This window comes from Flagellimonas marinaquae (assembly GCF_003992675.1).
Lineage (GTDB): Bacteria > Bacteroidota > Bacteroidia > Flavobacteriales > Flavobacteriaceae > Flagellimonas > Flagellimonas marinaquae.
Genome location: NZ_RZMZ01000010.1, coordinates 1 through 23,675 on the forward strand (window position 1 = coordinate 1; position 23,675 = coordinate 23,675).

19 protein-coding genes are annotated in these 23,675 nt (G+C 43.0%); 10 read left to right on the top strand and 9 right to left on the bottom strand.

What is annotated here, in order from left to right:
• On the top strand, nt 1-874 hold an 874-nt coding region (locus EO130_RS06220; RefSeq protein WP_127140667.1), incomplete at its 5' end, for a PKD domain-containing protein.
• A 132-nt stretch (nt 875-1,006) separates the two neighbouring features.
• Here EO130_RS06220 and EO130_RS06225 read toward each other — a convergent pair.
• Nucleotides 1,007-1,750, bottom strand: a complete 744-nt coding sequence (locus tag EO130_RS06225; RefSeq protein WP_127140668.1) for a tyrosine-protein phosphatase — start codon at nt 1,748-1,750, stop codon at nt 1,007-1,009.
• A gap of 273 nt (nt 1,751-2,023) precedes the next feature.
• On the opposite strand from EO130_RS06225, the gene EO130_RS06230 reads away from it, so the two are divergent.
• From EO130_RS06230 to EO130_RS06270, 8 genes are all read left to right on the top strand, one after another.
• Nucleotides 2,024-3,307 carry a sensor histidine kinase gene (locus tag EO130_RS06230; RefSeq protein ID WP_127140669.1) on the top strand — a complete coding sequence of 428 codons (1,284 nt, stop codon included), beginning with the start codon at nt 2,024-2,026 and terminating at the stop codon, nt 3,305-3,307.
• Nucleotides 3,291-3,992 (top strand): response regulator transcription factor, encoded by a 702-nt coding sequence (locus tag EO130_RS06235; protein WP_127140670.1) that lies wholly within the window; start codon nt 3,291-3,293, stop codon nt 3,990-3,992. Before EO130_RS06230 ends, EO130_RS06235 begins: the two co-directional genes overlap by 17 nt.
• A gap of 367 nt (nt 3,993-4,359) precedes the next feature.
• Nucleotides 4,360-5,124, top strand: a complete 765-nt coding sequence (locus tag EO130_RS06245) for a hypothetical protein (protein ID WP_127140672.1) — start codon at nt 4,360-4,362, stop codon at nt 5,122-5,124.
• 89 nt (nt 5,125-5,213) lie between these two features.
• Nucleotides 5,214-7,769: a M1 family metallopeptidase gene (locus EO130_RS06250; RefSeq protein WP_127140673.1), complete on the top strand. Its 2,556-nt coding sequence runs from the start codon at nt 5,214-5,216 to the stop codon at nt 7,767-7,769.
• 154 nt (nt 7,770-7,923) lie between these two features.
• Entirely contained in the window at nt 7,924-8,940 is a 1,017-nt protein-coding gene (locus EO130_RS06255; protein WP_127140674.1) for a DUF4198 domain-containing protein, read from the top strand.
• A 2-nt stretch (nt 8,941-8,942) separates the two neighbouring features.
• Complete coding sequence (locus tag EO130_RS06260; RefSeq protein WP_127140675.1) at nt 8,943-9,629, top strand: HupE/UreJ family protein; 687 nt, start codon at nt 8,943-8,945, stop codon at nt 9,627-9,629.
• 411 nt (nt 9,630-10,040) lie between these two features.
• Nucleotides 10,041-10,718 carry a DUF6799 domain-containing protein gene (locus EO130_RS06265; RefSeq protein WP_127140676.1) on the top strand — a complete coding sequence of 226 codons (678 nt, stop codon included), beginning with the start codon at nt 10,041-10,043 and terminating at the stop codon, nt 10,716-10,718.
• Between the two features lie 76 nt (nt 10,719-10,794).
• Nucleotides 10,795-11,709 carry a hypothetical protein gene (locus EO130_RS06270; RefSeq protein ID WP_127140677.1) on the top strand — a complete coding sequence of 305 codons (915 nt, stop codon included), beginning with the start codon at nt 10,795-10,797 and terminating at the stop codon, nt 11,707-11,709.
• A gap of 35 nt (nt 11,710-11,744) precedes the next feature.
• Here EO130_RS06270 and EO130_RS06275 read toward each other — a convergent pair whose 3' ends face one another.
• From EO130_RS06275 to mnmE, 3 genes are all read right to left on the bottom strand, one after another.
• Nucleotides 11,745-13,409 (bottom strand): RagB/SusD family nutrient uptake outer membrane protein, encoded by a 1,665-nt coding sequence (locus EO130_RS06275; RefSeq protein WP_127140733.1) that lies wholly within the window; start codon nt 13,407-13,409, stop codon nt 11,745-11,747.
• A 12-nt stretch (nt 13,410-13,421) separates the two neighbouring features.
• Nucleotides 13,422-16,547, bottom strand: coding sequence for a SusC/RagA family TonB-linked outer membrane protein (locus tag EO130_RS06280; RefSeq protein WP_127140678.1), 3,126 nt, complete (start codon nt 16,545-16,547; stop codon nt 13,422-13,424).
• Nucleotides 16,548-17,007: 460 nt separating this feature from the next.
• Entirely contained in the window at nt 17,008-18,378 is a 1,371-nt protein-coding gene (mnmE, locus tag EO130_RS06285) for a tRNA uridine-5-carboxymethylaminomethyl(34) synthesis GTPase MnmE (RefSeq protein ID WP_127140679.1), read from the bottom strand.
• An 86-nt stretch (nt 18,379-18,464) separates the two neighbouring features.
• On the opposite strand from mnmE, the gene EO130_RS06290 reads away from it, so the two are divergent.
• Nucleotides 18,465-18,827, top strand: a complete 363-nt coding sequence (locus EO130_RS06290; protein WP_127140680.1) for a DUF4870 domain-containing protein — start codon at nt 18,465-18,467, stop codon at nt 18,825-18,827.
• A gap of 55 nt (nt 18,828-18,882) precedes the next feature.
• Here EO130_RS06290 and dnaN read toward each other — a convergent pair whose 3' ends face one another.
• The 5 genes from dnaN to EO130_RS06315 all read right to left on the bottom strand — a co-directional run bounded on the left by dnaN (nt 18,883) and on the right by EO130_RS06315 (nt 23,650).
• Nucleotides 18,883-20,001: a DNA polymerase III subunit beta gene (gene dnaN, locus EO130_RS06295; RefSeq protein ID WP_127140681.1), complete on the bottom strand. Its 1,119-nt coding sequence runs from the start codon at nt 19,999-20,001 to the stop codon at nt 18,883-18,885.
• Nucleotides 20,002-20,121: 120 nt separating this feature from the next.
• Nucleotides 20,122-21,786, bottom strand: a complete 1,665-nt coding sequence (gldG, locus tag EO130_RS06300; protein ID WP_127140682.1) for a gliding motility-associated ABC transporter substrate-binding protein GldG — start codon at nt 21,784-21,786, stop codon at nt 20,122-20,124.
• Complete coding sequence (gldF, locus tag EO130_RS06305; RefSeq protein WP_127140683.1) at nt 21,786-22,517, bottom strand: gliding motility-associated ABC transporter permease subunit GldF; 732 nt, start codon at nt 22,515-22,517, stop codon at nt 21,786-21,788. The genes gldG and gldF overlap by 1 nt, the downstream gene beginning before the upstream one ends.
• On the bottom strand, nt 22,517-22,819 hold the full coding sequence (locus EO130_RS06310; RefSeq protein WP_127140684.1) for a putative quinol monooxygenase: 303 nt from the start codon (nt 22,817-22,819) through the stop codon (nt 22,517-22,519). The genes gldF and EO130_RS06310 overlap by 1 nt, the downstream gene beginning before the upstream one ends.
• Entirely contained in the window at nt 22,820-23,650 is an 831-nt protein-coding gene (locus tag EO130_RS06315; RefSeq protein WP_127140685.1) for an SAM hydrolase/SAM-dependent halogenase family protein, read from the bottom strand.
• Nucleotides 23,651-23,675 lie beyond the last annotated feature (25 nt).

Genomic DNA, 23,675 nt, shown 5'->3' on the forward strand with positions numbered 1-23,675 from the left:
GGGGATAAGCAGTTACCAATGGAACTTTGGAGACGGCAGTGCGGTCTCGACGGATGCCGACCCTGTCCATACCTATGCCAATACGGGCACGTACAGTGCGGTTCTCACCGTTACCGATGCGAACGGTCAGACCGACACCGACACGGTTTCCATCAACGTGACGGGCCCCATCAGCGAGGGCGTGACAAGCCTTACCTTGGTGGATGCATCGACGGACACCGACCTTTTCAATATTTCCGATGGACAGCAGCTTGACCTGGGCCCCACGGGCGGGCAGTCGCTGAACGTTCGGGCGAATACCTTGGGCAATCCGGGTAGTGTGCTACTTCAATTAACAGGCCCAGAGACCGTTTCGCGCCGTGAAGGAGTGGCACCTTACGCACTGTTCGGGGATATATCGGGCAACTATGAAGCGCAGGACCTTCCCTTGGGAGACTACACCTTGACTGCCACGGCCTACAACGGTGGTACGGCGAGCAGTGGGGTCTTGGGGCAGCCCCTGACCATTACCTTCTCGGTGGTTACAGGTTTGGGTGCAAAAACAGGTTCTTTCAGCACGGTGGACTCACCAGAGGGATTGGAACTAGAATCCAACAATAATAGTGAGACTGTTCCTTTTGAAATCATCCTGTTCCCAAATCCAGGAGCAACAAATATCACCTTAGTAGCTAGTTCCCCAGATATAGAACTAAAAGATCTAATGATTTTTAACTCATCAGGACAACTTGTGCGTACGTTCGCCCCATCAAATTTTATGGAAGGAAGGAGTAGATATAGCTTTCCTATCAATAATTTACAGTCGGGAGTATATCATCTGAAAATGATGACTATAGATGGCAGGATATACTTCAAACAGTTAATTGTCAGAAAATAGTTCTGTATCGAATAGTGTAATAGTCAAATAATAAAAATTATAATAGCGCCTTTGCAAAAGGGCGCTATTTTTCTTTAAAGTTAATTAAAGGTATTGATGGTACATTGCTATTTACCAATTCGAAATTTGAATTCAATAAAAGGTCCGAATGGTACCATCGATTATTGGAAGTAACTGTTGAATTGCCTTCTTGGACACTTTTACCTCTTTTAACAAGGTAAGCTGCCTTATATTGTGAATATCACTTCCAACAAAATCGATAAGGCCATCATCCAGTAACTTTTTGGCCGTTTTTTGTACTCCACCACCGTACGCTTCCGAGCTTAATGAAAGTAAATTAAGCTGGAACAAAACACCATCAGCCTTTAAAGAAGGATATTTTCCGTACTTACCATGAAAGTACATGTACCGCTCTGGATGCGCCAAGATGGGAAATATCCCTTTCTTTTTTACCTTTTCAACGGCAATATCAAAATTAAAGGAAGGTTGTAAGTAAGACATTTCTACGAGCAAATGGTCCTTTCCTAAGGGCATAACCTCTTCTTCCTCCAAGATATGCTCAAAATTATCGTCAATCATATGCTCAGCGGCATATGATAAATTAATATCCAATATGGAACGCGAACTTAATTCTTTACTTAGCGTATCATAAGACGCTTTTATAGTCTTAGGGTTGTTGTCGTAAACATTGTGCATAATGTGGGGAGTGCACACAAAGGAAGTAATCCCGATTTCAGAGAAGCCTTTGATCAAGGATATGGAGTCCTCCACCGTTTTTGCACCATCGTCAATTCCGGGCAAAATGTGGTTGTGGATATCTACCAACCCGTGTAAGTGATCCACAAGGAATTCCTTTTTCTGAAAAATATGGAACATGTATAAAATTTGGACTTCAAAGATAAGGGATATGCAGACTTGAGCAACTCTATCCATACCAAATTGGGACACTAAGATAGCTTAAACCAAAAAACCGCCCTGTGGAGGTCGGTTTGATGGATTCACTACTTCTATATGTTTTAACTAAACTCAAGTCTAAGATAAGGTTTCGTTGTACACACTGCGACTAATAAAAGATCAAAAAGGTTAATGAAAGATTAATAGGGTTAACCAATCGGTAATTAGCTGGTATATTTTTGTTTATTTAGCGGTATGCTGACCAAGAGGAACCTCTATGTACTAGTTTTTGTGATTGCTGTTATTGGCCTATTGGTGGTACAATACCAATATTTGCGTGTGGGCCTTGGTTTGGCAAAAGCCCAGTTTTCGGATAAAATAGATAAGGCCAGGGAAAACATCAACAGTGAACTGTCAGAAGTCAACTCCTTGACCTACACTTTAGGCAATGCTATACGAAAGGATACTTCCGAGGTCAAGATTGGGCTCGATAGTCTGCAAAAAGCGTCCCAGTATTATCTAAACGATTATATTTCCTACCAATTGAATGTTTCGGGAATCGACGCACCTTTTACCTACACCTTGTATTCTCGCGATTCCATCACGTATTTGAGTTCCATACGTCCCCATCTTGGGGCCAAGGAAAACCTCACTTACCCCATAAAGGTGCGTGGCTATTTGCCCGAGTTGCTGAAAAAGGAAATCATTCTGGAAATTGGTTTTGAAGACCTGAACAACTACTTTTTAGGGCAGATACGAGGGCTTATAATTCCCGGGCTATTATTCCTTTTGATGATTATTGTGGTGGTCATTTGGGTCCTCAAATCATTTTATCTGCAGCGCAGTATCAATACCACCACCAACGATTTTATCAATAACCTGACCCATGAACTTAAAACCCCAGTTTTTTCCATTGGATTGGCGACCAAGATTTTGGAACAGGACATGCCCGAAAGCAAAAAGGCGGTGGTCGAATTGATTCGAACAGAGTCTGATAGGCTCAAAAAGCATATCGACAAGGTGCTGGAACTGGCCGGTATGGAATCGGGAAAAAAGGTATTGCAGTTTCAGGAAATCGACTTTAAACCGGAGCTAGAGCGCATTTGTAGTGGTTTTGCGCTTTTGGCCGAACATGAAGGCACTGATTTTGAATTTGAATTGGAAAATGGCCCCTACATCATTAAGGCGGAAAAATTCCATTTGGAAAATGTAGTGGCCAATTTATTGGAAAATGCCAAGAAATACTCCGATGACCCCCAAGTAAAACTTAAGGCCTACAAGCAAAAAGGACATCTTTTTATCAGTATAGCAGATAATGGTCAAGGTATTGCCAAAGAGGATATCAAAAAGATTTTCAGGAAATACTTTAGAATCAAAAATGGAGATGTGCACAAAGTGAAAGGCTATGGCTTGGGGCTATACTACGTACAAAAAATCATTAAAATGCACCGTGGTACCATTCAAGTACAGAGCGAACCTGGACAGGGCACCACATTTACCCTATCCCTTAAACTGACGAAACATGGAGAAAAAATATAAATTGATTTTGGTGGAGGATGACAATTCCTTGGGCTACTTGCTTTCCGAGTATCTGGGGATGAAGGGTTTTGCGGTTACTTGGGCCAAAGACGCATCAGAAGCCATACAAAAAACAAAGACCAACCTATTTGATTTGGCCATATTGGATGTGATGCTCCCCGATATGGACGGTTTTGAGCTTTCCCAAAAAATAAAGGCGATCAATCCCAACCTACCTTTTATTTTCTTGACCGCTCGTTCCATGAAAATAGATGTCCTTAAGGGCTTTTCTTTGGGAGCGGTGGACTATTTGAAAAAACCTATCGACGAGGAGGAATTGGTCGTGCGTATCAATGCCCTGTTGGCCAGATTGGTGAACCCCGAAAATGAAGAGGTACAGGTTTCCCAATACGAAATAGGCGATTACATCCTCAACATGGAGAATTTTGAACTCAGTTTTAAGGGGCAACCTATTAAATTGACGGGTAAAGAATTTGATTTATTGGCCCTTTTGGCCAAAAATAAAAATCAGCTTTGTACCCACAAGGAAATCTTGACCACCGTGTGGGACAAGAATGATTACTTCAATAAAAAAAGCCTCAACGTATTTATCTCACATTTGCGTAAACATCTTTCGCAAGATTCTAAATTGAGCATTGTGAACGTAAGCCGCAGAGGATTCATGCTTCGGGTGGAAGGGGAGTAAACAACTCTTCTGGCTCGATTTTTGAGGTCTTTGTTTGCAAATCAACTCCCCGATGATTAAGTTTTTTAAAAAACATACGCAAACACCCTCGTTACGACAATTGGACCAATTATACGCCCAAACCATTTGTAAGTGTCCCTTGCAAGAACAGATTTCGTATTGTCAAAGATTGATTGAAAGCGCGACTTATTATCTTAAGCAATCCTGTCCCAAAAAAGATTCCACTCATCTGAAACGGCTGATTCAAGCGGCCAGTTCAGAACTTCAAAACTTACAGGACAAAGGCAATGCCTAACTGTTGGAAAGTATTTTAAAAACTGCATTTCGAGATAAAAAACCTTATTTTTAGGGTTGAAAATGACTCAAAATGAAGAACACTATCCTATACCTTGCCTTACTTTTCTTTAGTTTAAACGCTTTTGCAACAGAAACCAAGCTGATGGTGCGCGCCAGGGCCAAAGATGCCAAGTTTGTGGGAAGCTCCATTGGAGGGGCACATGTCATCGTCCGGAATACATTGAACGGTGAAATACTGGCCGAGGGCCATACTACTGGGTCAACCGGCAACACCAATCTGATCATGAAAAGTCCCCACGAACGCTACACCCAGTTGAGCGATGATAAAACAGCGGGATTCTTAGCGGTAGTTGATATTGAAGAACCCACTTTGGTTCGTGTAGAAGTACTTTCACCAATCCATAAGAAAAATGCGCGCATACAAGCAAGCACCGAACTCTGGTTAATTCCAGGAAAAGACATTTTGGGAGATGGCATAGTGATTGAAATTCCCGGATTTGTGGTCGATATCCTTGCACCCAATACCCACCAATACATCGCTTTGGAATCGATTCCCCAATCAGGTTTGCCCATTAAGGCCCATATCGTAATGATGTGCGGTTGCCCCATTGAAGCTGGAGGTATTTGGGATTCCAATCTTATGGAAGTAAAGGCCATGGTAAAAAAAGAAGGCCAAACAGTGGCTAAGGTCCCACTCAAAAATCCAACCCAAAACACCTTTCAGGGTGTTGTGCCCGTTTCTGAAGCTGGGTATTACCAAATCACGGTGTATGCCTTCAACCCCAAAACGGGAAATACCGGTGTGGACATTGTAAATTATGTGGTAACGGAATAGAATTTTATCCAAAAGACAACCATTCGGATGCAATTGTTTCTGAAGTGGAAAAGCGGTACCTTTTCAGAGCGTAATCCAACCCACTTTCTATGAAACCGAAACGTCTACTTCAGTTGCTCGGATGTATTTTGATCATTGGCTGCCAGTCAAATCCTCAAGTGGATATTTTGGCTGAAGGCATTCCGTTGAAAATGGCCGAATACAGGGAAAGTCAGGTATCAAATGTTGTTTACCATCTTTCTTTTGATATTCCTCCGAAAAAAGAAGAGCCGATACCCTCAAACCTAAAGCTAGAACTCGAAATCAATGACGTATCGCAACCCTTATATCTTGACTTTAATGCGGATGCGGCTCTCTTAAAAACAATTCAAGTCAACGGGGAATCCCAAGAAATTGACCATCAAAAGGAGCACATCATAATAAGTAAAGGTTTGAAGAAGGGCTCCAATACCATCGAAATAGCCTTCCATGCTGGAGAGCTTTCATTGAACCGAAACGAGGACTATCTCTATACCTTATTGGTTCCAGATAGGGCAAGTACCTTGTTCCCTTGTTTTGACCAACCCAATATCAAAGCCAAATATGTATTGGATATTACCGCTCCATCGGATTGGAAGGTACTCTCTGGAGCTCCCTTGCATGAGCGCACTTTGGAAGGCAATAGGGCGCACTATGTATTTGAGGTGAGTGACCCTATGAGCACCTATCTGTTTTCCATGGTGGTCGGAAAGTTTGAATCGGTCACCGAAAACCCGGGACAGTTTGATATGACCCTGCTTTATCGTGAAACGGATTCCGCCAAAATAGCCTATAGTCTCCCCAGAATATTTGACCTCCACCAACGATCTATCGATTTTTTAAAGGATTACACCCAGTTCGATTTTCCGTTCAAGAAATTGGACTTTGCCGCCATTCCCGGGTTTCAATATGGGGGAATGGAGCATGTGGGAGCCATCCAATACCGCCAAGGCTCCATTTTTTTGGACGAAAGCGCTACAGAACGAAGGCTTATGGGAAGCGCCAAGCTCATTGCCCACGAAACCTCCCACATGTGGTTCGGGGACATGGTCACAATGGACTGGTTCAACGATGTTTGGATGAAAGAGGTTTTCGCCAATTTTATGGCCGATAAAATCATCAATCCGGCCTTTCCCAACATTAATCACAAGCTGCAATTTATGATGTCACATTACCGGGGTGCCTATGGGGAAGACAGGACCCGTGGCACTAACCCCATACGTCAGGATTTAGATAACCTCAAGAATGCCGGTAGTTTATATGGGGGAATCATTTACAATAAAGCCCCGATTATGATGCGCCAACTGGAGGCGACCATAGGCGAGAAAGCATTTCGCAATGGTATTCGAGAGTACATCAAAACCTATGCCTATGGGAATGCTACCTGGAACGATTTGGTCGATATTCTGGACGAGAAAACCCCAACGGACCTCAAAGCTTGGAGCGAGGTATGGGTAAACCAATCGGGAAGGCCTATCCTAACAGAGCAGATTAGTTATCAAAATGATAAGATTGCTAATTTTACCATTTCACAGCAGGCAGAGGATGGTAGTGACAAATTATGGCCTCAATCCTTTGAAATTACCTTGGTGTATCTGGATAGCACAAGAACCATTCCTGTGATTATTTCAGATCGTAGCGTGGAGGTGAATATGGCGAAGGGTTTGCCCAAACCAAAGACCATTATTTATAATTCGGATGCCTTTGGGTATGGGCTTTTTCCTGTGGATACAGATTATTTGAGTGCCATTGCAAAGCTTTCCGATGAGGTGGCCCGTGCCTATTCCTACTTGAATACATACGAAAATGTACTGTCGGGAAATGTAGATCCGCTTTTGGCCTTTGATGTTTTTATGAACGGTGTCCTGAACGAGCAAAATGAATTTGTACACGGAATCATTAGTGGGCAAGCAAGCTACTTGTTCTGGAATTTCTTTACCACGGAACAACGGGTTGTGATGCAGGCCGAAGTGGAAGAGCTCCTTTGGAACGAAATGTTCAAGAAAAGATATGAGCCCAATGTTAAAAAGAACTTATTCCAGCTATGGAAAGATTTGGCCTACTCCAAAAATGGAAAACAACGGTTGTACGCTGTATGGAATAAGGACCAAAATATTCCAGGATTAAGGCTGAATAAGGATGATTATACAGAAATGGCCCTATTACTTTCGCTTTATGACCATGAGCTTGCGTCAACTATATTGGAGAAGGCCAAGAATGAGCTGGACAATCCCGATAAAATAGAACGCTTTGAGTTTCTTTCACCTGCCGTAGCGTCGGATGAAGGGATTAGGGCTACTTTTTTTGAATCTTTTGAAGACCCCAAGAACCGTGAGAAGGAATCATGGGTAGTTACCGCCTGTGGTTATTTGCACCATCCGCTGCGCCAAAAAACGGCCATAGCACAACTGCCCTTGGCATTGGATTTGCTCGAAGAGATTCAGAAGACGGGCGATATTTTCTTCCCAAAACGTTGGTTGTCCGCCACTGTTGGACAATACCAATCGCCCGAAGCATATCAACTGGTGGAAACATATCTTGAGGAGCATCCAGAACTTCAACCTTCCCTAAAGGGAAAATTATTACAGGCTACGGATGACCTCTACAGGTACACAAAAATGAAATAGCTGTATGGCGGGGAATTAAAAATCCATTATTCGCTTACTACTTAAAATGTTTTAGGGCTAAAGCATGATTTTGTTTTTTTTTATCATAAACTTTTATAGAAATAGGGGGTAAGGTTTTATATTCAAGCTCGAATACATTAATATCAAAATTAGAATGAAAAAGTTTTTTTGGGGAGTAGGAGCCATCCTGCTGTTGTGTAGCCATGATATGTTCTTGAAATTGGACAATTATTTTCTGGAGCCAAATACGCAGGCCACAATCCAATTGTTTAATGGCACTTTTGACAAAAGTGAAAATGTAATTGATAGAAACCGCATGTTGGATGTGAGTTTGGTGGGCAATGGCCAGCGCATCCAAGTCGACTCAACCCAATGGACCGAAAAAGATAGCATCACTTTTTTGAACTTTACCACAGGGAATTCTGGAACATGGGTGGCTGGTGTTTCCACCGCCCCACGGAATATTGCATTGGATGCCAAATCCTTTAACGATTATTTGGCCCACGATGGGGTGGTAGATATGTTGGAATGGAGAAAAAATAACGGTGCCCTCGAGGAAGACGCAGTCGAAAAATACTCCAAGCATGTTAAGACCATTTTTCAGGTGGGGGATAGCCTATCCGAAGACTGGAATACCGAACTGGGATATCCCATTGAGTTTATACCGCTAGAAAACCCGTATGATTTGCACGCGGGCCACTCCTTAAAAGTGAAATTGCTCTATGATGGGAAGCCTTTGGCCAATCAGCTGGTCATTATCGGTTCCAAAACGACGAGGGAATCCACTACTACTGAACACAGTCATGATGGCGGGGAGCCCCATACCCACGAAAGTGGTGAAACGGCGGACCATGATCATAATGCGGGACTTCAACTTCGTACCAATGAAGCTGGTATACTGGAATTTAAAATTGCCTCCGAAGGGATTTGGCATTTAAGAACCATCTATATGGTCCAATCCGAAGAGGAAGGGCTGACCCACGAGTCCAACTGGGCCACGCTCACTTTTGCAGTGGGTTCGGGACATAGTGCCGAACATAATGCCCATTCCGCAAGCGAGCATGGACATGCCCATGAAGAGGAGCAAGGTTTTCCATCCTACGTCTTCTGGTTGGTCAGTTTGGTGGTGATAGCGGGTCTCTTTCTCTATTTTAAAAACGCGAAGAAATAAAAATGTTCAGCCCTTTTGTTACCCAACTGCTGTTGTTCATCGGTTTAATGTTATTTCCATCCATTTTGTTGGCCCACGATGTGAGTTCCGGAGATCAGCAAATTTTAAACGACGGAGGATTGCTATCCTATCTATGGGTCGGGGCCAAACACATGCTTACGGGATATGACCACCTGTTATTTTTGGCAGGGGTCATCTTTTTTCTAAAGGGATTCCGGGACATCGTGAAGTTTATTACCGTATTTACCATTGGGCATAGTATCACCCTGTTGGGAGGTACCTACCTTGGTATACAGGTCAATGAATATGCAATTGATGCCATAATTGCCTTAAGCGTCCTGTACAAAGGGTTTGAAAACTTGGATGGATTTGGGAAGTTGGGCGTCAAATCACCCAATTTATTGGGAATGGTATTTTTGTTTGGACTTATCCATGGATTGGGATTGTCCACGAGGTTGCAGTCCTTTGATATGGGCCACGACCAAATTCTTTTAAAAATCATCAGTTTTAATGTAGGTGTTGAATTTGGGCAGATTGCAGCACTAATACCTATTATTTTACTCATCAACAGCTGGAAGGGAAAGTCAAGTTATGCTGCATTTTACAAGGCATCCAATGTGTATTTGATAATTGCCGGCATCGGCTTGTTTATGTATCAGGTATATCTGTTTTTTAACCATTCCCATTGATAAAATCGATTAAAATCCCATCACCAGTAAAAGCATGACAGAAGACGGGCATAGCACGACTGCCCTTGGTATTGTATTTACTCGTGGAAATTCAGTAAACCGGCGATATTTTATTCCCAAAACGTTGGTCATCGGTCACTGTTGGTCAATACCAATATCAAATAGTGGAAACTTATCCAATGGAGTATCCAGAGCGTGAAACTTCCCTAAAGGGAAAATTGTTCCAGATAACTGATGATCTGTATCGATTTGTTACTCGTTGATAAACAAACGATTATGTTTTTTATGTAACTTAAGTTACCATAGTTAAGTTGTAAATACCTGTATTACAGCAGTTTAATGATATAAATCATAGGATTTTAGTTTTGATGATTCTAATTTGGTAGTTGTTAACTTTTAAAAACGAGTACCATGAAAAAGATTGTAATGTTGGTGTTTGTTGTTTTGGGAACAATGGCACTAAATGCTCAGGACAGGGATAGGGACAGGGTCCAAGATCCCGATCAAAATCAAGACCGATTAATGTTGGTCGATGGCGATGTACTTCAGATTCGAGATCGTGACCAAATTCGGTTACAAGATCCCATAACGTTGGATGATGGGACTATTGTCTATCCAAACGGTGCTTATTTGACCCGTGATCGTGATAGACTTAGGCTGAAGGATGGGGAATGTTTGGACAATGATGGCGTCAAATATCGGAATGAGTATCAGTACCGATATAAGGTAATGCAATCCGACAAGGGACTTACAGATACTCAGGTGAAGGAACGCAACCAAAACCGATTCCAACTAATGCGCATTGATGGGGAAGTGTACCAGATACGGACACAATCACAAAATAGATTGCAGGAACGCCTCCAACTTGCCAATGGGGCAATGGTTGACCCAACTGGAACGTACATGAACCAAAACCGTCAACAGATTAGACTTAAGGAGGGTGAATGTTTGAACCTAAATGGTGACAAGTTCGCGAATATGTATAATCATCGAAAAATGATGATGAACAAGCAGATGAAATCCATCAAAAACATGAAATCCAAAAAATCCATGAACAAAACAGCCCTTAAGAAAAAAGGAGGCAAGTAATGTTGTGGAATTAGCGCAGGGGCTTGTCAAAAAAGCAATGGACAAGCCCCTTAAGTAGTATATAATTTACCGTATCATGAAACATCTCCTCATTCTTTTAGGTTTGTTATGTATTGCACCATATACCACACTCGCTCAAAGAACCGATAAGGATAGGGCCGAGAAAAAGGAATCTTATTTGTTAATGGATTTGAGTTATGTCAGCGATGCTGTGTTTATGGGCCGTAGGGATTCCGTAGCAGCCCCCTATCTATTACCTTCCGTAAGCTATTATGATAGTTCTGGTTTATTTGCAGACGCCACTGTTTCCTACTTGGTAGGCTCCGAGGATCAACGTGTGGACCTGTTTTATGTAACGGGCGGCTATCTTTTGGGTTCCGACCGTTGGAATGTAGGTGTTTCTGCAAGTGCATACTTTTATAATGATGCAAGTTATAATGTCCAATCGGAGACGGTGGCAGATGTCACTGGACTTATCGGTTATGATTTTAAGTTAGTGGAACTATCCCTTTATGCCAGTTCTTATTTTAACAAGACGAGCTCCCCCGACTTTTTTCTGGGGCTGATGGTAGATAAAACCTTCAAGGCAATGAAAGATCACCTGTTATTTGCTCCTAGAGTTTCCGTATATGCAGGCTCTCAGTACTTTTATGAGGAGTACTACTCCACAAGCCGGTTGGGAAGCAGGAAAACAGGGGCTGGCGGACAGGGTAATGGTCAAGGCGGAACCTTGGATGAGACCCAAACAACAAGTGTGCAGATTGCGGAAGCTTCGGAATTCAACATCCTTAATGTGGAGTTGAGTTTTCCTTTACAATATCATTTTGAGAGATTTATTCTTTCTTTTAGCCCCGTGTGGGCACTACCACAAACAAGTGCCACGCTCACCACGGAAACGGGAACTTTCGAAGAAGATTTGAACAATGCATTTTACTGGTCTGTAGGGGTCAGTTATTGGTTCAACACAAAAAAAAGCCCCCCACCAAGGTGAGGGGCCTTTTTTATGACTAATCTATCCTGATCGGATTAGTTCTGGTCTGATGGTGACAAGTTCGGGTTGGCATCCAACTCCGCTTGTGGGATCTTGAAGATCCAATCATCGTTCACCGATGGACGCTCGATTTGATACGCTTCTTGGTAAAGTACGGCCGATGCTCCGGAACCTCCGTCTGCAGCATGGTCGATTCCCTCGTCCCATCGGATTTTGTCCGTGTAGCCGAAACCTTCGCCCCACAACTCCAATCGTCTTTGGAACTTGATGTGCTCCATCATGGACTCTTGGGTGTTATAGATGGTTACGTCGTAAGCACTGTCACGCTCTTCTCCCAAAGGTCTCAAAGCTTCTTGGGCACCTGGGATGTCGTTCAACATCGCCTTGGCCTCTGCCTCGATCAAGTACATTTCAGAAGTACGCATGTAAATCACATCATCAGGCGATATGGTCGCTGGAGTGGCGTTCCTCAATTTAAACTGCATATACGGATGCTGGTTGAAATTGTTGTTTATACCGTATTCCGTATTGATTTCTTCCCTACGTTCATTATAGCCTTCCAAATCGTTGGCATAATTGGGATCTCTTGGCAGACCGGTATTGGGATCAAGTCCTCCTAGATTGTTGGCCGCAGAACTGTTGGTGTTCGGTGCATCTACGATGAACATATCCTTTCTGTAGTCCGTATCCGGAGCGGCATCGATTACCCTTCTATCGGCAATCTTTGGGTTGCTCCTGTTCTGGCTACCATTGAAGGTATTGCTTATCAAATAAAAGTAGGAACGGAAAAATGTGGTTTCAGCTTCGATTACGTTGCTTCCCCAGATCACCTCGGAAAGGTTATTCGTATTAAAGCCTGATTTCCAATCTTCCTCACCCATCAATGGGAAGCCCTGACGTGCCATTACGGCGGCATCAGCAGCTGTTTGCCAATCCCCTTTGGATAGGGCTGTACGGGCCAAAAGACCGTAGGCAACATTGATATTCAATTGAGATTTGGTTTCGGCGCCTCCGCTAGGCCTTCCTGAACCTTCCTCAAAACGATCGATGGCGGCAGCTAGGTCTGCCTCGATCTGGTCATAGATTTCCTGAACGGTCGATCTTGGCTCACTGGTAAAGGGAGACTCCGAAGAGAACAATAATGGTACCCCTGGGTCGCTTGCAGGATTCCCGATCAAATACCCTTTGGCATAATGCTGCACCAAGGAAAGATAGGCATAGGCCCTATAGGTGTAGGCCTGTCCCAAAATTTCGTTCAACTGTGGTGACTCCACCAAGGTTCCGTCAGTTCCCCTGTTGATCAAGAGGTTGGCCCCCAAAATGGTGTTATACCTGTGGTACCACAACAATTCAGAGGTCAATGATGTCTGATCGGTATGGGAGTTCCACTGCATCTCCGTTCTCCAACCCAAGTTGTTGGCATTGGCGGAGTGGATCAAACCTCCGGAAAGGTTATCCCCAAGAGGCACCCAATAATGGTTTCCTGCCCTATTACTACTTCCACCTGGAATAATGGTCTGCAACTGTGAGTAAAGACTTCGGTGTAATCCGTTCAATACTAGTTGCATGTTGTCCTCGTTGGCCAACGCATCGGCGGCAGAAATGGCATCCGTGGGCGTTGTTTCCAAAAAGTCGTCGTCGCATGAAGTTATGGCGATCCCTAGGAAAGCCAGTAACATTAGATTTATTTTTCTTAACATCATTTGATTTTTTTAAAAAGTTACGTTCAGCCCCAATGAGATGATACGGGCGGGGTTAAAGTCGTTACCTGCACCTGTACCGGCCAAGTTGAACTGTGGGTTAAGTCCTTTTCGCTCACTCTTGGTATATAGGTTTTCACCGGTAAGGGAAATCCTCAACTGGTCAAGGCCAAGTTGGTTGGCGATTTTGCTGTCAAAGGTGTAGCCCAAGTTCACGTTACGCAGTGCCCAGAATGAGGCATCTGTCAAGAAACGATCGGATTGTGTACGTACCAAGTTCGGGTTACCGTTTTCCATTCTAGGAACATCGGTGATGTCACCGGGTTGTCTCCACGCCCTTAAAATGTCAGGGTGCAAAGAGCTACCATAGTTTCCACTGTGCATCATAGCAGAGTACGCATTGTCCAATACGCTACCGCCGATACCGTAGTTGATCAAGAAATCAAAGGAAAATCCTTTGTAGCTGATGCTGTTGGCAATAGATCCCAATAGGTCAGGAATAGAGCTCTCACCTGTATAGGCACGCTCGGTTTCCTGCCAATCGTTGGTAGTGGCAATCTCGCCATTGGCATCTAATACAGGAACACTGTTTCCGTCATCGTCCAATTCATACTGTAGGAACAACTGGTCTCCAGTTTCTGGATCTACACCAGCAGTTCTCAAAATAAAGAAATCAAACCTTGAACGTCCCACATCCCAACGCTTGGAACCGTTCACAAATGGAGAAGGCAAGCTGGTGATTTCGTTCTTGAAGGTTGAGGCCTGCAAGGTCACATTCCATCTAAAATCAGGTCTATTGAAAAGGTTGGCGGTCAAAGCCATTTCCCAACCAGAGTTGAACATGTCCCCAACGTTCACGGGAACCTCGTTCAGACCGTTACTTGGTGCAATAGGCAAGTTGTACAAAAGGTCAGAGGAATTTCTCTTATAGTATTCCACGGAACCGTCCAAGAAGTTGTTGAACAAGGTAAACTCTAAGGCAACGTCAAAGTTCTCGATGGTCTCCCACTGCAGGTCGGCATTTCCTATATCCGTATAAATAATGGCAGGATTGGCCGCGTTGGAAGTAATGGAGAATCTTGGCTGCGAAAGGAAGAAATCCAATAGGTCATCGTTACCTACCTCACCGTAAGAAGCTCTCAATTTTAATTGGTTGACCACTTCAGAACCTTTCAAGAAGTTTTCTTGGTCGATTCTCCAAGAACCACCTACAGAGTAGAAGGTACCCCATCGGGTATCGGAATCAAATACGGAAGAACCGTCACGACGAACGGAACCACTGATGTAGTATTTGTTCTTGTAATTATAGTTCAATCTTGAGAAATACCCTTCGATACTCTTTCTGGTAGAAGCACCCGCCAAATCCACAATGTTCGAGAAGTTATCGAACTCAAAGATACCATTGGCTGCTTGAATGGTCTTCAAACCACTGTTTTCCGTGTAGGTTCTATCGAAGCTTTCGTGGCCTGCGGTAATATCGAGGTTGTGATCGCCGAAGCTCTTTCTGTAGGAGATGATCTGGTTAAAGTTTTCCACCTGTCTTCTGCTTCGCGTCTCCCCATACCTTCCATCGGGCTGTGCATCACCAATCACGGCATTTTCATACTCTTTGATAAGAATTTCGTTGATATCCCTGCCGTAGTTCAATCGCACGCTAAGACCGTCAATGATCTCTTGCTCGGCAAAGAAACGGAAACCATAAGTGTTGTTTCTGCTACGCTCATCGTTCAACAACAACTCTTGTAGCGCGTGACGCCCCTGGCTGATAGGTCTTGACCCGATATTGAATTCCGGAAAGCCTTCACCATTGTCAAAAACAGGATTTCCAAATACATCCCTTACGATATTACCTTGGAGGTCGTTTACGTAAACAGGATAAACGGAACCAATGTTCTTAGCAAAACCAAATGGGTTCACAATACTTCCAGTACCAGCTGAGCTTGGTGCTACAGCCTCGGTAATGGTGATGTTGGCACTACCACCAATGGTCAATTTATCGTTCACATCGAACTCTGCGTTCAAACGCGTGGTCAAACGATCAAAATTGGAAGTCACTACGTAACTGTCCTCATCCAAATAGGAAGCGGAGAAGAATACTTTGTGGTCTTCGCCACCACCGGAAACGTTCACGTTATAGTTCTGGCGTACACCAGTTCTTGCCAACAAATCGTACCAGTCAAGACTTTGGTAGATAACGCTGGCATTGGGATTCAACTGTCCGTCCGTACCCACAATCTGGTCGTTGGGTACATTAAATGGGTTGTATCCCAAGTTATTATAGATATTGGCAGATGCGAAAGCGGGATCTCCACCACCGGCACTTGAATTCTTCAAAGCTTCCCACATGGTCTCGTAATAATCGCCAGGGGAAAGTTCTGGATAGAAAGGAATGGACGTGTCCACCAATCCGTACTGCATGGAAGCATTTACTTGGATTCCCCCTTTTCTACCACTTTTGGTGGTAATGATTACCACACCGTTCGCTGCACGCGAACCGTACAGGGAGGTAGAGGCGGCATCCTTAAGGATGGTGAAGGATTCGATATCCTCTTGGTTGATGGTGTTCAGTGCACCTTCGTACTGCACCCCGTCAACGATGAACAACGGATCGGTATCACCGTTCAACGTACCCACACCACGGATTACAATACCGGGAGAAGAACCGGGACCAGTTGCTGAGGTAAACTGTACCCCTGTGGCACGACCTTCAATGGCGGCAATAGGAGAGGTCACGTTCCTAATGGATAGCTCTTCTGCTCCAACAACACTGGCGGAACCGGTAAAGGCCTCCTTGGTACTGGTACCATAAGCAGTAACAATAACCTCTTCGAGTGCCTGGGCATCCTCTTCAAGGGTTACATTGATCACAGATTGTGACCCAACTGCAATTTCTTTGGTTTTAAGCCCAAGATATGAAAAAACCAAGGTTTGTCCATTACTGGCAGAGATGGAATAATTTCCATCGAAATCTGTCTGCACACCATTTGAAGTGCCCTTCACAATAACATTTGCACCGGGTAGTGGCAGACCATCGGTGGCGGAGGTAACCGTCCCCGAGATTGTCCTACTTTGTGCAAACGTAGCCTGCACAAACAACATTAAAAGCAGTAGCAAAACTGCATTTGTTTTTGTCTTCATTAGAATGATTTTTGAATTAGTCAACCGCTAAAATGACCCTTTTTAAAAACAATTCCAATGAAACGGTCTTAAAAAACCAAGATGATTTAATAAAAGAAATGCAAAAAAAGTGTTTAATTATTGAAAATAATTTATCAAATTAAGAATATTTAATACATATAATGTAAAATATTAAATTTAATTTAGCAATATGGCTCAAGGATATTGTTAATATGGTGCATAATCCGCACAATCCTAATTTTTTGTTAAACACAACAATTTGGAGTGAATTGTTGAATCCATTACTACCGTTTTACGGGTTTAAACGAAGACCAGAAAACCAAAATTTTCGGTCCCTTTTTAGGAAAAAGTATTAGAATTTTAGTTGGCTATTTTACCGAATACTTACAAGGGTATAAGTTGAGCTTTCGTGTTGTCACTGCCCGCTGTAGTTTTACTTCCCAGAAATTGATAAAAAGGATTATTTCCCGATACAGAAGTTGGAAAAGATATTGCCCAAAAGGTCATCCGTTGTCACGCTGCCCGTAATTTCACCCAAATGGTATAACGCCTGTCGAATGTCGATGGCCATGAGGTCACTGGAGAGTTCCATATCCAACCCTTCCTTTACTTTTTGGATTTCTTCCAAAGCCTTGAGCAGCGCATCATAATGCCTACTATTGGTAATAATGGTATTGTCCCCGCTCAATGCACCAGAATCTACTAATGATAGAAGTTTCTGTTCCAGTTCTGGGATACCGGTTTTGAGCTTTGCGGAAAGGAACAGAACATCGGGGATTTCCGATTTAATTTTATCTACTTGTTCAGGGTTCAATAAATCAGTTTTGTTGCAGATGGGCAACAATCGTTTGTCGGGATATTTTTCTTGAATCTGTTCCAGTTCCTTTTTATCAAAGGCCATGCCGTCAAAAAGGTAGATGATGAGACGGGCCTTTTCAATCTTGTCGAAGGTACGTTCAATTCCTATTTTTTCAACAACGTCTACCGTTTCCCGGATTCCTGCGGTATCTATGAACCTAAAATTGATGCCTTTAATGCTGATATGGTCTTCCACTGTATCCCGCGTAGTTCCTGCAATTTCACTTACGATGGCTCTTTCCTCGTTGAGGAGTACATTGAGCAATGTTGATTTTCCCACGTTGGGCTGACCGACAATGGCCACTGGGATTCCGTTTTTGATAACATTACCCAAAGCAAAGGAGTCAATCAGCTTTTTAAGTACTTCACTGATACGGCTTAGGAGTTGGTTGAATTGGGTTCGATCTGCAAATTCTACATCTTCCTGCGAAAAGTCCAGTTCAAGCTCGATCAAGGAAGCAAAATTCAGCAATTCCTGTCGCAATTCTTGAATTTCATTGCTGAAACCTCCCCGCATTTGCTGCATGGCGATATCGTGGGCGGCTTCGCTATCGCTCGCGATTAAGTCGGCCACAGCTTCCGCCTGACTCAAGTCCATTTTACCGTTCAAAAAGGCCCTCAAGGTGAATTCTCCTGCGGATGCGGAACGACATCCATTCCTTAATAATAACTGTATAATCTGCTGCTGAATATAAGGGGAGCCGTGACAGGAAATTTCGATAACATTTTCTCCGGTATACGAGTGTGGTCCTTTAAATATGGAAACAAGCACCTCGTCCAATACCTTGCCTTGATCAACAATGTGCCCTAAATGAATGGTGTGGCTCTTCTGTTGCACCAATTTTTTGCCTTTAATAGACCTGAACAAAGGGTCTGCAAGGGTTATGGCATCTGGTCCCGAAACCCGAATCACTGCAATGGCTCCTGTTCCGGATGGGGTTGCCAAGGCTACGATGTTATCTGTATACGACATGGGTACAAAAGTACAAATTCGTTGCTGTTTGTAACATTTTTAGTGATTTGTATACTGATAAGTTGAACCCTTTAATTCAATCAGAAATGGAAGTCATCAATCAAAAAGCAGTTAGAACGGACAATACCTTGTTGGCCGTAACCCATCTAACCCAATTATTGGGGTATGCCATAGGATTTGGGAGTCTTATCGTTCCTTTGATCATTTGGTTGTCCTCCAAAGATAGGGTAGAGGGTATGAACGAACATGGAAAGGCCATCATCAATTTTCAGATCAGTCTTATCCTTTACATCATTATCAGTATTCCGGCCATTTTACTTTTGGGCTTGGGCATATTGGGTTTGATAGGAGTGGCAATCATAGGCTTTATCCTGCCTATAGTGAATGCTGTAAAGGCCGCAAATGGCGAATCGCCATCACATTTTATGACCATTAGATTTATATCATAAAAACAAAAAGCTGGAACTTTTTGCTCCAGCTTTTCTCAATGTTCGATTAGTTAGTTTAATTGTTCAGCATTACCGGCATCACCAGCATGGTCACGTGCTCACCCTCGTCCAGTCCATCGATTGGGGTAAGGATTCCTGCTCTGTTCGGTAGGCTCATTTCCAAGGAAACTTCATCGGACGAAAGGTTGTTCAACATTTCCAATAGAAACCTGGAGTTGAAACCTATTTGCATATCATCGCCTTGATAAGCACAGGAAAGTCTTTCTTCGGCCTTGTTGCTGTAATCCACATCTTCCGCAGAAATATTGAGCTCCGCACCTGCAATTTTCAAACGTATTTGGTGCGTAGTCTTGTTGGAGAAAATAGAAACCCTTCGTACCGAGCTCAAGAATTGATTTCTTGCAATGGTCAACTTGTTGGGATTTTCTTTGGGAATCACCGCTTCGTAGTTTGGATATTTTCCATCAATCAATCTGCAGACCAATTCGGTATTGTCAAAATAAAATTTGGCATTACTATCGTTGTATTCGATGGTCACTTCGGATTCAGAACCTGCTAAAATGCCTTTTAAAAGGTTTAAGGGCTTTTTCGGCATAATGAATTCTGCTACTTCTGAAGCGCTTACATCCTGACGTTGATATTTTACCAATTTGTGTGCATCCGTGGCCACAAAAGTCAAATTTTCCGGTGAAAACTGGAAGAACACACCGCTCATCACAGGGCGGAGGTCATCATTTCCTGCCGCAAAAATGGTTTTGTTGATGGCCGTGGCCAAAATATCGCCTAACAGGGTAGTGGAACTCGGGTTCGAAACTTCCACGGCTTTAGGGAATTCTGCACCATCAGCGTAAGCCAAGGCATATTTACCATGATTGGAGCTGATTTCGACCGTATTGTTATCCTCCACCACAAATGTTAAGGGTTGCTCTGGGAATGTTTTTAGGGTATCCAAAAGCAAACGGGCCGGAACGGCTATGGTTCCCTCGGAATCGGAATCCACTTCCAAGACGGAACTCATGGTGGTTTCCAAATCGGAGGCAGAAACAGTTAGCTTACTTTCTTTTAAATCGAACAAAAAATTGTCTAGGATGGGCAAGGTGTTACTATTGTTGATAACTCCTCCCAAAACCTGCAGCTGTTTCAATAAATATGTACTGGATACAATAAACTTCATCAAAGAAATACTTTAGTATAGTTGCCTTTTTAGCAATTAATCCCCTCGAAGGGACCTTTAAAATCAATGTAAACAAATATATCCCAAATGGATTTAGCAGAGAAACAAATTTATCAACACCTAAGCGGTGAACTTACGTTTTCGGGAGTACCCGAAAAAAATACCGAATAATAAGGTCAAAGCTACTGGTAACCCTATGTTTATAAGCTGCCATTTGGTTTTTTGTTCCGCTATTTTTTTGACATCCAGGAGCGGGATGGAAACTTTCTTGTTACGAATGTTAATAAGCCCCGTATTGTCCAATAGGTAATTTGTGCTGTTCACCAGGAATTCCTTGTTACCATAGAAGCTGCTGGTCCATTTGTCGTAACCCAATTCCAGCGGTCTTCCGTTGCGCAGTTGGTTCTTGATCACATCCCCATCGGAGATGACGATCATTTTGTTTTCGGCCCCTTCTTCAAGCGTGTTTTTTAGCTTCAAAGGCTTTACCCTATTCTTGTACATCGAGGAGAAATTACCCTCAATAAGCACAGCTAGGGGCAGATTGCCGTTAACGTAGGTTTCTCGGTCGGGTTGCTGGTTGATCATATCCAAACTTACCACTCTTGGGATTCCATCGGTTTTTGATAAAGGTGAACTTTGCAATAAAATGGTTTTCTGATAATCGTTTTCCAGCACATCCATGGGACTGGTAAATTGAAACCGAACGGCTTCAATATTCGTGTTGATGGGATGGTTGTTCTGCGAAAAAACCATGGGATAATACAACCAGGGTAGGGGGTTGTACTGTGAATCGTTTCCTTCTCCCGTGGCCAAAACGATTTGGGTAAAATACAGGTCGTTGACCAAAACAGGATTGATTCTAACCCCATATTTAAAGAACAAATCCTTCAAATTAAGGTCTCTTGGAATGGCAATAGCCTCGCCACCACCCGCATAAATGCTGTCCATTTCCATATTGACTTGGTCTACCATCCAAATGGATTTACCCCCCTGAACCATATATTGGTCCATCACGTATTTTTCTTGATCGGTAAATGCCTCCGTTGGCTTTGCAATGATGGCAAGATCAAATTCTTTGAGTTGGTCCAAAACATTTTGCGGACTGCTTGCCACCGAATCTAATGTAATGGCGCCAATGTTGTAATAATCTCGAATGGCAGTAAGGTAATCGGTAATAAAAATATCATCCAGTTCGCCATTTCCTTTGATGACGGCAATGCTCTTTTTTTCTTCAATGCTGAGTTTGGTAAAGGCATCGGCAAAGGCATATTCCAATTGTTGTACCGAATTGTTGATACGATCCTCAGCCGTGGAACCTAGTTTGTTTTTTAATAGGGGCACTCTCACCGTTTGGTCGTTGAAATTGACCATGGCCCAAGGAAAAACCAGTTCGTTGGATACCTTTCCGTTTTCCTCAACGGTAACATTGGCGGGTTGCAATCCCAAACTTTGCAACTGGGCAACGGTTTCTTGTGGATTTTCGCTATCCTCCAAGGGATCAACCAAATTGTATTTGATGTTACTGTTCTTCGATGCAAAGGATTCCAACAATTGAATGGTTTCAGCTTTCAATTTGGCAAACTCGGCGGGAATGTTTCCATCCAACAAGACATCTACGATAACGGGGGTTTCAAATTTTTGGGCCACTTCAACGGCGGGCTCGGAGAGTGTATAGCGTTTGTCTTCCGTAAGGTCGAATCGGGTATAGACAAAACTGGCCAATAGGTTGATGACCACCACGGCCACAATCACTTTTACGATGGATACAAAAAACTTCCCCATTACCTTGGCAATTGTTTTAAACGTTGAAACGTGAGATACAAAAACAACAATGTCAATGAGATGAAGTAGACCAAATCACGGGTATCTATCACACCTCTTGCAATACTATCAAAATGTGATTTTGCCCCGAGTGACTGAATGGTTTGTTGGGTTTCCCCGTTGGAAAACAAAGTGGCAGTGGCATCAAACCCATTAAAAATCAAAAAACAAACCAAAATCCCAACCAAAAAAGCGATAATTTGATTATCCGATAAGGTGGATGCAAATATGCCTATCGATGTGTAGCAGGCCATCAAAAACAACAATCCAAAGTAAGAACCTACGATTACACCGAGGTCATAATTACCCTCTGTCATTCCCAATCCTGATATAGCAAAAACATAAACTATGGTCGGGATTACTGCGATAACACACAAAAGAAAGGCGCCCCAAAATTTCCCGAGCACCAGTTTCCAGATGGAGATGGGTTTGATCAATAACAATTCCAGCGTTCCCATTTTTCGTTCCTCCGAAAAACTTTTCATGGTGATGGCGGGCACTAAGAAGATAAAGATCCAAGGAGCCAATAAAAAGAAGTTGCTCAAGTCGGCGAAGCCGTAACCAAAAATGTTGTATTCGCCCTTGAAGACCCAAAGAAACAGTCCATTGAGCAACAAAAACGAACCCACGATCAAATAACCGATGGGCGATGTAAAAAAAGACCGTACCTCTCTCTTAAAAATTGCGAACATTAAGATGGGTTTGTTGATTGAATTTTAGTTACGCTCCAAGCTTCGGGCTTATCGGCAAACAATTTTTTGGTGTTGCCCCAAACCCTTTTAAAGAAGTCTGATTTCCTATAGTTGTTAAGATGTGATTCCGAATCCCAAAAACTATAGGTAAAAAATATGTTGGAATCTGCCATGTCCTGATACAATTCTACCATAGTACAGCCTTCAAAAGCTAAAATGCCATTTTTTGATTCTTCAAAGATTCGCTCAAAACTAGCAATATTTTCGGGTTTAAAAGTCAGTTTAACGATGCGTATCAACATTTAAAGGAAATTTATGGTTACGGTGTCCCTATAATTCAATCCCAAAAGCGAAGAGGCACCTCCAACCGAGTTTAGGTCACTTTTATAAATGGCAAGTTCTATATATCCTGCAGAATTGAACAGCGCTAGGGCATCTCCTGGACCTTTGCGCTGGTTTCGTTCCAGATTATAATTGATGATGCCGTTATAGCTTTGATGCACCTGCCGTATTTTTGTGGTCCTCGCAACGATCTCAAAATCCCGTCCGCTTCTATACGCTTCAAACAGGCTTTTTTGGATATTGGTGACCACGTTTCCGTAGTTGTCAATATAAATTATGTTGCCCATAATGCTTTTTCCCTCGTTGGTGATCCGTGGTTCAAAATCACGTAGTTCCTTTAAATTTTGGAACGGTTTACCTATGACTTCCAATTTACCCCCACGAGCAATATGGCAGGCCACTTGAACAAAAATGTTGAGCACCGGAAAAGCACCCGATGTGGAACTCGGCAGATTGATTTCCACGACTTTTTCGGGTTGTACCTCGGAAGTTATCAAAGAAATGACACCGCTGTTGGCGCTCACAAAATAGTGCCCATCCACTTGCACTACAATATGCTCATTTTCAGGAGAAATCTCCGAATCAACCCCTACAATATGGACCGTTCCCTTTGGGAACGAATGGTAGGCGTTCCTTAGGATGTAGGCACATTCTTGGATATTAAACGGACTGATGGCATGCGAAATATCAACAACATTGATTTCGGGAAGATTGTTCAGTATGGCTCCTTTGACAGCACCCACATAGTGGTCCTTGTATCCAAAATCGGTAGTTAGGGTTATGATTGGCATACAATACTGTTGATATGTTTTTCCG

What these genes read in the sequence shown, in the direction of transcription:
- EO130_RS06280 (WP_127140678.1), bottom strand. Translation starts at nt 16,547, where the DNA reads ATGAAGACAAAAACAAATGCAGTTTTGCTACTGCTTTTAATGTTGTTT.
- EO130_RS06310 (WP_127140684.1), bottom strand. Translation starts at nt 22,819, where the DNA reads ATGTTGATACGCATCGTTAAACTGACTTTTAAACCCGAAAATATTGCT.
- EO130_RS06315 (WP_127140685.1), bottom strand. Translation starts at nt 23,650, where the DNA reads ATGCCAATCATAACCCTAACTACCGATTTTGGATACAAGGACCACTAT.
- EO130_RS06290 (WP_127140680.1), top strand. Translation starts at nt 18,465, where the DNA reads ATGGAAGTCATCAATCAAAAAGCAGTTAGAACGGACAATACCTTGTTG.
- EO130_RS06245 (WP_127140672.1), top strand. Translation starts at nt 4,360, where the DNA reads ATGAAGAACACTATCCTATACCTTGCCTTACTTTTCTTTAGTTTAAAC.
- EO130_RS06260 (WP_127140675.1), top strand. Translation starts at nt 8,943, where the DNA reads ATGTTCAGCCCTTTTGTTACCCAACTGCTGTTGTTCATCGGTTTAATG.
- gldG (WP_127140682.1), bottom strand. Translation starts at nt 21,786, where the DNA reads ATGGGGAAGTTTTTTGTATCCATCGTAAAAGTGATTGTGGCCGTGGTG.
- mnmE (WP_127140679.1), bottom strand. Translation starts at nt 18,378, where the DNA reads ATGTCGTATACAGATAACATCGTAGCCTTGGCAACCCCATCCGGAACA.
- EO130_RS06250 (WP_127140673.1), top strand. Translation starts at nt 5,214, where the DNA reads ATGAAACCGAAACGTCTACTTCAGTTGCTCGGATGTATTTTGATCATT.
- EO130_RS06275 (WP_127140733.1), bottom strand. Translation starts at nt 13,409, where the DNA reads ATGTTAAGAAAAATAAATCTAATGTTACTGGCTTTCCTAGGGATCGCC.
- EO130_RS06235 (WP_127140670.1), top strand. Translation starts at nt 3,291, where the DNA reads ATGGAGAAAAAATATAAATTGATTTTGGTGGAGGATGACAATTCCTTG.
- gldF (WP_127140683.1), bottom strand. Translation starts at nt 22,517, where the DNA reads ATGTTCGCAATTTTTAAGAGAGAGGTACGGTCTTTTTTTACATCGCCC.
- EO130_RS06230 (WP_127140669.1), top strand. Translation starts at nt 2,024, where the DNA reads ATGCTGACCAAGAGGAACCTCTATGTACTAGTTTTTGTGATTGCTGTT.
- EO130_RS06225 (WP_127140668.1), bottom strand. Translation starts at nt 1,750, where the DNA reads ATGTTCCATATTTTTCAGAAAAAGGAATTCCTTGTGGATCACTTACAC.
- EO130_RS06255 (WP_127140674.1), top strand. Translation starts at nt 7,924, where the DNA reads ATGAAAAAGTTTTTTTGGGGAGTAGGAGCCATCCTGCTGTTGTGTAGC.
- EO130_RS06270 (WP_127140677.1), top strand. Translation starts at nt 10,795, where the DNA reads ATGAAACATCTCCTCATTCTTTTAGGTTTGTTATGTATTGCACCATAT.
- EO130_RS06265 (WP_127140676.1), top strand. Translation starts at nt 10,041, where the DNA reads ATGAAAAAGATTGTAATGTTGGTGTTTGTTGTTTTGGGAACAATGGCA.
- dnaN (WP_127140681.1), bottom strand. Translation starts at nt 20,001, where the DNA reads ATGAAGTTTATTGTATCCAGTACATATTTATTGAAACAGCTGCAGGTT.